Source organism: Bacillus sp. V3B, from assembly GCF_024494465.1.
Classification (GTDB): domain Bacteria; phylum Bacillota; class Bacilli; order Bacillales; family Cytobacillaceae; genus Bacillus_BD.
This window is the reverse complement of record NZ_JAETXM010000004.1, coordinates 94,344-106,787: the sequence shown is the minus strand read 5'-3', so window position 1 is coordinate 106,787 and position 12,444 is coordinate 94,344. Positions and strand designations below refer to the sequence as shown.

Annotated in this window: 11 protein-coding genes; 3 read left to right on the top strand and 8 right to left on the bottom strand. The window is 33.1% G+C overall.

Features of this window, described 5'->3' with window-relative positions; genetic code table 11:
• The first annotated feature begins 321 nt into the window (after positions 1-321).
• Entirely contained in the window at positions 322-672 is a 351-nt protein-coding gene (locus JMM81_RS07535) for a LapA family protein (RefSeq protein WP_256240946.1), read from the top strand.
• Between the two features lie 771 nt (positions 673-1,443).
• Complete coding sequence (locus tag JMM81_RS07530; protein ID WP_256240945.1) at positions 1,444-2,502, top strand: aromatic acid exporter family protein; 1,059 nt, start codon at positions 1,444-1,446, stop codon at positions 2,500-2,502.
• Between the two features lie 77 nt (positions 2,503-2,579).
• Here JMM81_RS07530 and JMM81_RS07525 read toward each other — a convergent pair whose 3' ends face one another.
• The 5 genes from JMM81_RS07525 to codY all read right to left on the bottom strand — a co-directional run bounded on the left by JMM81_RS07525 (position 2,580) and on the right by codY (position 8,143).
• The gene (locus JMM81_RS07525; protein WP_256240944.1) at positions 2,580-4,016 is read right to left on the bottom strand and encodes an MDR family MFS transporter; all 1,437 of its coding nucleotides are present in this window, start codon (positions 4,014-4,016) and stop codon (positions 2,580-2,582) included.
• A 225-nt stretch (positions 4,017-4,241) separates the two neighbouring features.
• Positions 4,242-5,219 carry a coiled-coil domain-containing protein gene (locus JMM81_RS07520; protein ID WP_256240943.1) on the bottom strand — a complete coding sequence of 326 codons (978 nt, stop codon included), beginning with the start codon at positions 5,217-5,219 and terminating at the stop codon, positions 4,242-4,244.
• An 11-nt stretch (positions 5,220-5,230) separates the two neighbouring features.
• On the bottom strand, positions 5,231-6,253 hold the full coding sequence (locus tag JMM81_RS07515; protein WP_256240942.1) for a hypothetical protein: 1,023 nt from the start codon (positions 6,251-6,253) through the stop codon (positions 5,231-5,233).
• Positions 6,254-6,780: 527 nt separating this feature from the next.
• Positions 6,781-7,011, bottom strand: a complete 231-nt coding sequence (locus tag JMM81_RS22820) for a CBO0543 family protein (RefSeq protein WP_309143480.1) — start codon at positions 7,009-7,011, stop codon at positions 6,781-6,783.
• Between the two features lie 337 nt (positions 7,012-7,348).
• Complete coding sequence (gene codY / locus JMM81_RS07510; protein ID WP_256240941.1) at positions 7,349-8,143, bottom strand: GTP-sensing pleiotropic transcriptional regulator CodY; 795 nt, start codon at positions 8,141-8,143, stop codon at positions 7,349-7,351.
• 508 nt (positions 8,144-8,651) lie between these two features.
• Between codY and JMM81_RS07505 the strand changes: the two genes are divergently transcribed.
• A complete protein-coding gene (locus JMM81_RS07505; RefSeq protein WP_256240940.1) occupies positions 8,652-9,494 on the top strand; it encodes an aldo/keto reductase in 843 nt (280 codons plus the stop codon).
• Between the two features lie 115 nt (positions 9,495-9,609).
• On the opposite strand, the gene JMM81_RS07500 is transcribed toward JMM81_RS07505, so the two are convergent.
• The 3 genes from JMM81_RS07500 to JMM81_RS07490 form a co-directional block, all read right to left on the bottom strand.
• Positions 9,610-9,909 carry a hypothetical protein gene (locus tag JMM81_RS07500; protein ID WP_256240939.1) on the bottom strand — a complete coding sequence of 100 codons (300 nt, stop codon included), beginning with the start codon at positions 9,907-9,909 and terminating at the stop codon, positions 9,610-9,612.
• Positions 9,910-10,182: 273 nt separating this feature from the next.
• Positions 10,183-10,911: a GDSL-type esterase/lipase family protein gene (locus JMM81_RS07495; protein ID WP_256240938.1), complete on the bottom strand. Its 729-nt coding sequence runs from the start codon at positions 10,909-10,911 to the stop codon at positions 10,183-10,185.
• A gap of 121 nt (positions 10,912-11,032) precedes the next feature.
• Complete coding sequence (locus JMM81_RS07490; protein WP_256240937.1) at positions 11,033-12,049, bottom strand: acyltransferase family protein; 1,017 nt, start codon at positions 12,047-12,049, stop codon at positions 11,033-11,035.
• Between the last annotated feature and the right edge of the window lie 395 nt (positions 12,050-12,444).

The window sequence follows — 12,444 nt, the reverse complement described above, 5'->3', positions numbered from 1 at the left end:
ACCCCGTAAATACTCAAATACTACTCTTTCGATTTCTCGATATCCTTGCTAAACAAAACTAAATCTTTTAGGAAATTCATTATTCACACCTCCAAATTAGTATAGTCATGACTTTATTCTTTCATTTTCACAAAGAGAGGGCATCAAAAAACTTCTAATTATCTGGATGGTGCCTGGCACCCTATATATTGGCCTTTTCATATTTAAATTTGATCGTCCACAGTAATGAACGGTACCGCTATTGCGAAATGAACATAATTTGATTATGATGATTTACAAAAGAAATGAAACTGATTTAATAGAGAAATGGAGGGAAATTTGATGAAATTTCAATGGAATCTCATTTTAGCTTTGCTTTTTGCACTTATTGTAGCCATATTTGCTGTTGTAAATGTTGAACCCGTTCTTGTTGATTATGTCTTTGGCACGACAGAACTACCACTAGTCTTAATTATTCTTAGTTCAGCCTTGTTAGGTGGTTTCATCGTAGGCTCTATTGGCTTATTTCGAAACTTTATGTTACAACGCCAAGTAAAGCTGCTTACAAAGGAAAAGACACAGCTAGAAGAAAAAGCCCAAGAATTAAACAAAAAAAATGAAGTAAAACCTATAAATGGAAAACAAACACCAGAAAAAAATTCCAATGCTCAACATAAAATAACAGAAAGTTAAATATGCAAAGGGGATGTCCCAAAAAATCGATAAGAATCGACTTTGGGGACATCCCTCTAAAATTTCCCTGATATTCAAAAAAATCCATATTATTGGCTTGATATTTAACTTCATTCAGCAGAAGTCCTCCACTTCTGTAAGTGGGGGATGAATGCAAAAAGCTCTCTGATTCAGTGGGGGTTCAAACCCCGACTGAATGAAGTTAAGCCTCCGGCGGATGCCTTGGATTTTTTAAAGGTAATTGATCGAGCGAGCTCGATAAAAATCCGGGCGCAAATTCGGCGGGGCGAATTTGATTTTTTCGTACACGTGAAAATTTATATACATCTTTAAAATGATCATTTTTATCTTCTCCATTGTCACAATTAAACTGCCATTCAATTCCAAACTTATCCATTAACTTACCATAGCAAAGTCTAAATCAACATGACTGTCTTCCTTACAGCAGACTTCCATTTGATAATCAGAAACTGTATATGAGGCAAAAAAAGTTCGAAGAAAAAAGAAAGAATTCAGCAAAATCTTTTATAGAGGAGCCATGGACTAGACACTGTGTGTCAAGATATTCATTATTTCTTTCCATTTTGTCCCCATTACGTCTTTATTCCATGTCCATTTTGATTATACCTTTTTACATAAAGTTACGTTATAATAATTTTAGGTTAGGGGGACACTGTCACCATTATAGTATTTATCCCCTTGTAATTTTGAAAACCATATTTAGAACAGGAACAAGAAATTCCTTGTCCCTTTAGAAGAAGGATTTGTTTTATGAAGATTCCAAAGAGATATAAATTTGTTGGAGGTAGAATTATTAAAACTGGGATTGCTGTTTTTGTTACAGCATCTATCTGCCATCTATTAAATTGGCCTGCTATGTTTGCCGTAATCACAGCCATTGTAACCATTGAACCAACTGCAGCCGATTCTATCAAGAAAGCCTTTATTCGTTTCCCCGCCTCAGCAATTGGTGCAGCTTTTTCTATTTTGTTTACTTTTATATTTGGCGATAGTCCTCTATCCTATACACTTGTGACAGTTTGTACAATTATTGCTTGCACGAAACTAAAATTATACGATGGAATGTTAGTTGCTACACTAACAGGTATAGCCATGATTACTACCGTACATGATCAATATGTATCTTCTTTCTTTATTCGACTAGGAACAACTAGTACAGGACTAATTGTGTCATCCCTTGTAAACCTTTTAGTCATCCCACCTAAATATTCACAAACAATCACAAGTGGGATCCACACTCTATTTATGAATGCTGGAGATATTTTATATAAAAGAGGAAATGGACTGTTCGATGATCCCTTCAATGAAAAAGAGCTTCAACAAGCTTTTGAAAAACTAATCAATGATATAGAAAAGATGAGGAAACTTTGTCATTATCAAAAAGAGGAATGGAGATTCCATCGATCAAACCGTGAAGATATCCGCGAATACCTCTATGTATATAAAAAATTAACCATTTTACAACATATTGCTTATCATATCGGAAATTTCATTTTTCTTCCTTCCCACCACTTGGAAACAGACCAACAGAAAACTGAAATGGTAAAATCCGCAATTCAGTCTCTGAGAAGAATTTTTTGCGATGAAAAATTCCACATTCAGGAAGAGGATCAAGCAATTTTAAAAGAAATGACAGAATGGTTTTCAGAACAAAGATCTCTGAAAACAATAGAAGAATTGCTGCCAGAACATCACCATCATATATCTACTGAAACAACTATCTTATATGAATTAATATCGATTTATGATCTAGTAGAAGAACTTAGCCATATCCATGACCTAGAGATTCGCCATAAGACTGGAACTTAAAGCAGCTATCCCATAAGGCGATGTCTGACACCTTTGCTGTTTATTCAGCAGAAGACCCACCTTAATACTGATTCATTTTAAGATGGGTCTTCTGCTCTTTTTGCTGCTCTTTCCTCTGCAGGAGTAGTACCTTTAATAAAAAAAGATAAGATTAATCCAGTAACAGATATTCCTGTTGCTACATAAAACGCCACATTCACTCCATGGATTAAATCACTAGGTACAGCATTTGGGCCTGAGTTTAATGCTGCGTTAGTCATTACCGTAACGAGAAGAGCTGTTCCAATCGATGCTCCTACTTGCCTCATTGTGTTAGTCATCGCAGTCCCATGAGCAATTAATTTCATTGGTAATTGATTTAATCCTGCTGTAGTAACAGGCATCATAACCATTGACATGCCAAACATGCGAATCGTAAATACAACGGTTAGATACATTAATGAGGTTGTAGTCGAAAGATTAGTGAATAAGAAAGTTGTGACTGTCATTATTGTAAGCCCTGTAATGGCCAACCATCTAGCTCCAACCTTATCAAAAATTCTCCCTGTGATCGGTGACATGAATCCCATTAATAAGGCACCAGGCATGATCATCATTCCAGATTCAAGTGCTGAGAACCCAACATAATTTTGCATATAAATTGGTAAAATGGTTTCGGATCCAATTAAACCTATGAATACAATCGTAGAGATCACGGTTGTAACTGTGAAAGCCTTTGATTTAAAAACTCTAAACTCCAAAATCGGTTGTTTCAATTTGAACTGCCTTGTAATAAAAATGGTCAGCGATATAGCACCGAGTATTAATGATAAGACAACTTCCGCCTTACCCCAACCTACATTTCCTGCGTTACTAAACCCATATAGCAAACCACCAAAACCTAACGTAGAAAGAATAATCGATAAGATATCAACCTTCGGAAAGGTCCGTTTCGTCACATTCTTCATCGCAAAATAAGCTAATATAATATCAATAAAAATGATCGGTAAAATCACTAGAAACATCGTTCTCCAAGGATAGTTTTCGACAACATATCCTGATAATGTTGGACCAATCGCTGGCGCAAAAGAAATGACCAACCCGACTACACCCATCGCTGCCCCTCGCTTCTCAATTGGAAAAATCGTTAAAAATACCGTCATCATTAATGGCATCATCACTCCAGCCCCACTTGCTTGAATAACCCTACCAACCATCAACAAGCCAAAAGTTGGAGCTACCATACAAATGATTGTTCCAATAGCAAATACAGACATTGCCGTCATAACAAGCCTTCTTGTTGTGAACGTTTCAATTAAAAATGCTGTGATTGGAATCATAACACCATTAACTAACATGAAAATCGTAGTTAACCACTGTGCTGTATTTTCAGTAATGTTAAAATCATTCATTACATGAGGTGTTACGGTTGCAAATAAAGTTTGGTTTAGAATAGATATAAATCCACCTACGAGTAATACGACAACAATAGGTGTGCGATTAACTTTTTGAATGTCGTCTGTGTCCGTTCCCAATTATAAGATCACTCCATTTCACTCATCAGATTACCTCAAATCAACTTATTATTATTTTCATTTTATTATTAAACCCGAATCCGCCAATCTAGGTTCTTTAAAAAGGAACAAATCGATTTAAATTCTTTGCTCCACTTCTTACCTTCTACTATTTCACTATTTTCAGCAATATAACTCACACTAACAAAATGATGTCGCTGTTTATCTTCGCTTTCCAAAAAATATTTAGATAAAAAATTGCACACCAATTAGAATCGCTTCTATTACAACAACTGCTAATAAAATATTTGTTTTAAAAGCATTTTTCTTCTCAACACTTTTTAAATCGTTTTTGCTAGACAGATTTGTTGAAATAGACTCTAGCATTTCTTGGTTTTGCTTGCTCTGCACCTTTAATAAAGTAGCCACTTTCTCATGCCATTCTAAAATTTCTGCTTTATGCGCCTCATCATTGTCAAATTGTTTTATGATCCAGTTATCATGTTGATGGATTACTTTATTAATCAGAGCCTCTTCGCGAACGACTAAAATGTTTTTTAAGCCTTGTTCATGTATTTGAAGCTTTGCTTCGTACGATTTTAGAAGCTGTTCCCAGCGTTCATCTATTTGCTGAAGTTTTGCTGCATTGGCCGTTATTTTTTGTTCTGTTTCAGTCATCTGTGTTTTTGCAAGTGTCACATATGCTCTATTTTGTTCTAAAAACTCTTTGTTTTTTTCGTCCGATAGGGAGAGTTTTTGCACAAATTCTGTTATATGATCTGAAACAGATGAAACGGCCTCAACAGCCTGTTCTACTAAATACTTATTATTATTTTCAATGTCTTGTTGTAATTTTACTGTTTGCTCAGTAAATAAATGAATGCTTTGCTGCAGTTCTTCATAGACAAATAAGAGCTGTGTTCTTTCGTATTCAAGAAATTCTTCATTTTTTTGAATCGAGGCACTTTGATAGTTCTCTAATAACGCACTCATTTCTTCCTGTTGAGTCTCTATTTGACGAAATAATGCACTCGCTCGACTTATTATATTCTCCGCTTCATTCTTGAAATCATTCGAGGTACTAAATGCTAAATGCTCTAAATGATTCTCTAAATTTTTCATTTTTGTTTTAAAATCATCATAAAAAAGCTCTTCATTTAGCTTTTTTAATTCATTTATTGCATTTTCATAATCATTTTTTGTAGGTAACTCTGTTTTACTCATCTATTATTCCCTCATATATTCAAAGATTGGATAATTTTTTCACCGTCTTGCTGTAGAAGCTGTAAATATTGTGATACAAACCAACGTTCTTCGGCATTACCAGATAGGAAATAATGCTGAAGTTCTTCCTTATACTGTAGCCAGTGCTTGATAAAATAACCTTGTAGTTGCTTAGCATGTTCACAATCTTGTTTCCACATTTCGTGCACTTCATTATAGCGTGTATGAAGCAGATCTCGCTTTTTCTTATCTACAATAATTTCTTTATGTAACTTTTCTACTTTTTCATCTTTTATTCGTTTCAAATCCTCTGCTTTTTTCAATAATTGCTCACTTTGCTCCACTACTTCATTTAAAATCAGAGTCAAAACCTTCATATAGGCTTTATACAGCTTAACTACCCAATCAATTGCTTGATCGCACAAATTGTAAAATGCTTTGTCATAGCTATTTGTTAACCAAAAAGAATCAATTTTTTGATAAATTCTCGGAATCGAATCTAACTCAGGGAGTCTCAAATCATTGACTGACGTTATGTTTAAATTATGCACTTTCTCTTTTATATCCGTAAGCTGCTCCTCCAAATTCATTTTGACAATAGACTGTAAATTTGAAGCATAACCATTTAAGATGCTCGCTTTTTTATGGCTTGCATTGTATATAATCATATCTTTCACAATCGGTTCAACCTCAATTGCTTTAGTATCTTTCATTATTTTTTCTAAGTACACGGTTAAACCTCTATAGTTCTCTATTTCCCTTGAAATTTGCTTGTCCTTTATGTTAAATACGTTCAATTCCTGATTGATTTGAAGTCTTTTGCTTTCTATTAATTTCTCGAGCTTTTCAATGTTTTTTTCATATTCTTCAAGCTCTCGTTTCCTTGTTTCTTCAGCTTCGTTGTACAATTTTGTTAAGTGATTAAAGGAACGTTCATGTACATCTAATCGAACGAAACAATTAATAAATTCTGTCTTCGCATTAAAAGCCCACTCATAACGTTTTTTATGAAAATCAATGAATCTATGATTCATTCCTAAAATGTCAACTCCCGCATTTCACTACCATTGTATACATATAACTAGAACTTTCAATGCAAGTTTTTTATGACTGAAAGTCAAAAGTAAAGACCCCAATAAAGGTGGTGCTTACTGTCTATATAAATGAAAGTAGTGTATTCTTGTCCATAACCGATTATCCTTTAAGATTGAATTTAACAGGACCACCTTTGTTTCCATTGTAAAGGATTTTTTTTATTGTATAAATAAATAAAGTTTGAATATTATTAGTTTTTTTAATAATCAGGTTTAATTAATTCGATGTTAGTGAAATTATACCATAAGAAAGGTGTCGCCCTTTTTGTAGAAACACTTTTAGAGGAAATATTCTTAATAAGGTTACTTCTAAATTTAGTAGTATAAACAATAAAATCCCACCCCTAAAAAAATAAGTCTGAGGGGTGGGATTTCATGTATCACATTGGTAATCTCAATGTGATGAATATAATGGAACCTTCCATTTATCCTTGACGTTACTAATCTTACTATAGTTTAGTCTTTAATTAGTCAACCGGAATTTTAACTTTCTGAGTTTTACTTAAATAAGTCTTTTGTAAATGAGATAAATATCTTATTAGCCCCATTAAAAACCGAACTTTTAAATATTTTAGAAATGCAGACACATATGTATGGTACCAGTTCCATCCATTTTTCCACTTGATTAAACTTGTATTTTTTTCTAACCATGTTTCAAACAAGGTCATTGGTGTTATAAAAAGGAAATGCAATGACACCACTTGTAAATAAAAAATTAAGAAATTTCTTTTCGTTCATGTGATCACCCTTTGAATAATCAATTACTATTTAATATGCTTCAAAGAATAACCATACATTCAACCATTTTCGATATCCATTTATAAAAAACGAACATATACTCTATTATTAGATTATCTGAAATCCTCTTGAAACTAAAAAGAAATGGAATTCATCCCCTCATTGGAATAGAGGATGTTCTTCCACTTCTCTATCGTAAAAGGTAAAATGATTTCTAATAATGATAGTAAAGCACAAGCGCTTAATAGAAAGTTTGATATTTCGGACAATATAGATATCAAACTTCTAGTTCATTTCTTAAGCAAGATAGCTTTTGTTAGACTTTAACTTTTCAAGTTCAATTAGAAATTTATCATTTAATACTTTGAGATGGGTTCCTTTCATGCCTAAGGAGCGTGATTCAATTACACCAGCACTCTCAAGTTTACGAAGGGCATTCACAATGACTGAACGAGTAATTCCAACTCGATCGGCAACTTTTGAAGCAACTAATAAACCCTCTTTCCCATCAAGTTCTTTAAAGATATGTTCAATGGCTTCTAGTTCACTGTAAGATAATGAACTAATCGCCATTTGTACGATAGCCTTACTTCTTGCTTCCACTTCAATCTCTTCAGATTTTCCACGAAGTATCTCCATACCAACTACTGTAGCACCATATTCTGCAAGGATGAGGTCATCATCATGAAACGGCTTTTGGAGTCTTGCTATAATTAATGTTCCTAAACGTTCTCCTCCACCGATAATTGGAACAATGGTTGTTAATCCATTTTTGAATAAATCTTTATTTTCTAATGGGAATACAGAATGTTCACTGTTTACTTCAAGGTTTGAAGATGTTTCTCTAATATGGAATAAATTATTTGTATATTCTTCAGGAAATTGACGGTCCTCAAGCATTTGTGTCATTCGTTCATTTTCCATTTGATGGTTAACAGTAACGCCAAGTAACTTACCTCTACGACTAACAATAAAAATATTTGCTTCAATAATGTCACTTAGTGTCTCAGCCATTTCCTTAAAATTCACAGACTTCCCTGCGGCTTTTTGTAACAAAGCATTGATCTTTCTTGTTTTTGATAATAAATTCATTTGTTCTTCCTCCTAATTTCAATTATTCATTCAATATAATTTCTTTGCTCATTTTTATTTTTTGTACAATATGAACTAGAACTCCTCATTTAATATAATGTTCTTAAGCGTTTTCCCCTTTCAATCAATCTTAATTTTAAATTAATAGATAAAATAGTTTAATGATATAAGTCACGACTTTTCAACAAAATGTGAATATTTTGTTAACCATTAAAAATGAATTTCGTTTCGCACTATATAATTCAACCCATCTATTAGAAAATAAGATCGTGGTATTGGCTTATAAAAAAGGTTGATCCAAAATACATTATTTTTAAATCTGTATAGTATTACTACGTTTAACTTTAAAAATAGTTTCTTGTTTCTTGAATAAAACTACTTACGTTGGCTGGCTAAAGAAAGAGCTGTCATCAACTCTTTCTTTATCTCTCACACCCACAATTCAAAACAATGAAATTTATTCATAATTATGATAATCTTAAAATATTATTGAAAGGAGTGATTTGTTATGGGGAAATCCATTCCAGAGATTACACTTAATGATGGAGTTACTCTACCGGTTATAGGTTTGGGTACATATACACTTAAGGGTAATGAAGGTGCCACCGCGATACAAAGTGCAATGGATGTAGGCTATCGACTTATTGATTCTGCTTATAATTATGAAAACGAAGGAACTGTAGGTGAAGCCGTTAAACGCAGTTCTGTTTCAAGAGAAGAATTAAGAATTACATCCAAATTACCAGGTCGCTATCAAAACTATGACAAAGCTGTTACGACCATTCAGGAATCTTTATACCGTGCAAACCTCGATTATTATGATTTATATCTTATTCATTGGCCTAACCCTAAACAGAATACATATGTAGAAGCTTGGCAAGCTTTAATTGATGCTAAAAAATGGGGTCTTATTCGTTCTATTGGTGTTTGTAATTTCTTACCTGAACATATTGAACGTTTAGAAAAGGAAACTAGCGTAAAACCAAGCGTAAACCAAATCGAATTACATCCATTTTTCAATCAAGAACCGCAAAGAAAATGGCATGAAGAGAATAATATTGTGACAGAGTCTTGGAGTCCATTAACTCGAGGAATAAAAGACTTAAAAATTGATACGCTTCAAACGCTTGCTGACCATCATAACAAGTCAATTTCACAAATTATTTTACGTTGGCATTACCAACTTGGAGCCATCTCTATTCCTAAATCTTCATCCCCTACACGACAACTTGAAAATATATCCATCTTTGATTTTTCTCTAGACGAAACAGAAATGGGCATGATTTCAGGATTAACTTTCCCTGATGGTAGAATTAACAATCAAGACCCTGCTATATATGAAGAGTTTTAAACCATTACAGACAGTAAAACATATAAAGGGCTGTCTAATAAGCCTTCCTTTTATATAGAGGTCTTAATGTTATTTTGATACATTAAGACCTCTATTGAAAATCACAAAATAAATATCAGAGCTTCCAAGTCGGAAATTCTATGTCTTTTTGTTTTTCATAGTCTTTCATTCTTGAGTATGAGTTTCCTAGTTTACTCACAATGAATCCTTGAGGGCTTGATGTTTCTACATTACCGTTTAACTCTTCTAATTTAATCTTTGCAAACATGTTTGCCACTGCAGCTAAACTTTCAATCGTGTCCATTAATTCAGGGTTATCATTATTGTAACTTTTAGAAATAGAGTGAATATAATCAAGTCTATTTCTAATATGCTTCAGAGTTTCTATCTCAAACTGTTCCTGTGCCTTTTTCATAACATTCACTCCTCATTACTATGCTTATGAAAAAAAAATGAAAATGGAACGAAATAAAATAAATAAAATATGAAAGAAGATCAACTTTTTATAACATTAAACTATACATTGTATGCAGAATGCAGGGCATACAATGTATAGTTTAATACATATGCAGTTACTAACAAAGCTGAGAGCGAACCTTATATTGACGACTTTACTGTAAAAATACGTTCTTAAGAGCATCATTAAATTACATCACTCTAACAAAATAAAGAAGGTGAATTTTTCTAGTTAATGATCCGAATGTCCTTCCAATAGGATTGCTTTTTTTAACAGTCTCTCGGCAATTAGTTGATAACCAGCAGGATTAGGATGCAGGGAATCACTAAAGTATATTTTTTTCGGTTTATTTTGAAATAAGTCGAGAGTAGGAACAAAGAATGTCTGATCAAAATCACCAATAACATCAACAATCTCGTTGTTCCAGTGTTCAATCACCTTAAGAATTTCCTGATGATTCTGATATTCCACATAGGGATGATATAACCCTAAAACGATGATGGGTGCAGTAGAATTCTCATTTCTCATGTTATCTAAAATTTGATGAAGATTTGCTGAGAATGTTAATTTTCCTTGATTTATTTTTTTTACATCCAGTTGATTGAATTTGTATCCTGCACTCTTTCTAAAATCATTCGTACCGATGTAAAGAAGAATATAATTAGCTTTTTTGATTTGCTTCTTTATTTTTCCATCTTTCAACTGTGCCAAAATATTTTCGGTCGTATATTTCGGTATTCCAAAGTTGCTCACTTGAACAGGCATGCTCTTTTTTTCTTCCAATTTAACTTTCATTCTTTCTATATACCCCTTCTTAGAAGGATCACCTGAGCCATGTGTGATTGAATCACCAAGAGCTACCAGGTTAATCACCTTTGTACTCGCAGAGGAAGAAGGGGGCCAAGCATGATTCCCAAATAGGATCAAAACAATACAAAATAAAAAGAAATACTTTTTCATAAGAAAACTCCTAATAAGTACTTATTAGGAGTTTTCCCAGTGACTCTTGCCTTCATGTAGCATTTATAATAAAAATTTCTTTCCCGACAAGCAGCAAAGTATTTGTTAAGATTATTCTACCTCATTGCCGTTCGTGACTTAAGTCCATTGTATATTTTTTAAAAAATGAAGGTTTCAATTCAATCAAAGGCTGAGTAATTTTTCTAATCATTTTGCTTGATAAGAAAGCAATTAACAAAATGGACAAGGTGACTAATACAACTATTTGTTCAGAATCATTTATAACTCCTACTAATTCACTGTTTCTAAAATATTTGATAAAGAAACCATGTAAGAGATAGACATAGATTGAACTCGTGCCCCATTTTGTAAAGAAATACCTTTGTCTAGGAACCCACGCTAAGAAGCTGAGTATCGCCATTAAAGTTAAACCATAAACGGCTAAACGAACGATTCCTCCATTTAGGTATGAGTGATCAAGGGCATTATATGGCTTGGAACCAAACAGCCATTTATAGTCAAAATCAGGCAGCAGATAAAATGCGACAAATAGTAAAATGAAAATGAATAACGAGATATACCTGAACTTAAAATCAAGAAGTCGTTCAAAATGTTCCTTCTTTAAATAATATCCAAGTAGAAAAAATGGAAAGAAGACAAAGGTTCTTGACAAGCTTAAATAGTTGTTGATCTCATCAAAATAACCAACGAATACTCCTAAAGCTACCGATAAAAAAAGGGCAAAGCTTGCTTTCCACTTTGTAAATAGAAGGAGCATCACATTCCAGCAAAATAAACTAATTAAAAACCATAATGACCACTGTGGATTTAAAGGATCTAATTCAATTGCTCTTTGTTCATTGATAAAAAAGTAATAGAGTGAGTATATTCCTTGAAAAATTAAATAAGGAATGATCAATTTTTTCGCGATTTTTTTTAGATATCCTTTTTTATGAAACCCTTTCGCAAAAAATCCTGATATTAAAATAAACGCTGGCATATGGAACGTATAAATCGTAGTGTATAACGTATAAATCCATTTCTCTTCGTGAATAAATGATTGTATGAAATGACCAAATACAACGAAAAAAATAAGGAAAAATTTTGCATTGTCATAATAAGCATCTCTCGTTTTCATATTTAACCTCCCAACAATTTTTATAGACTACCCTAATCTGACTTCTATTCTTCTATAAATTTCGGGAGGTTGTAAGTAGTTTTTGACCGTTTTAATAATATTATAATATATCTGTAATTCCCTTACAGTTTGGTTACAGTTTTATTACTTTTTATTCAGAAGGAATTACTATGTATTTTGATCAATTCATTATTAAAAACCAATTCCTTTGTCTGCCAAAAATCTATGTTGCTCAACTAAATCAAACCTTTAGCTAAGCTAACATAAAAGAAAAAGGACTGACTAGGACAGTCCAGTTGTTCCATTTGGCTAAAGCCAACCAAAATTCATCTCCTCCCTACCCTTGGACTGCGCCCTTCACAGGCTTGAGGAAGGGGAATTCTTTCGGATAGCTG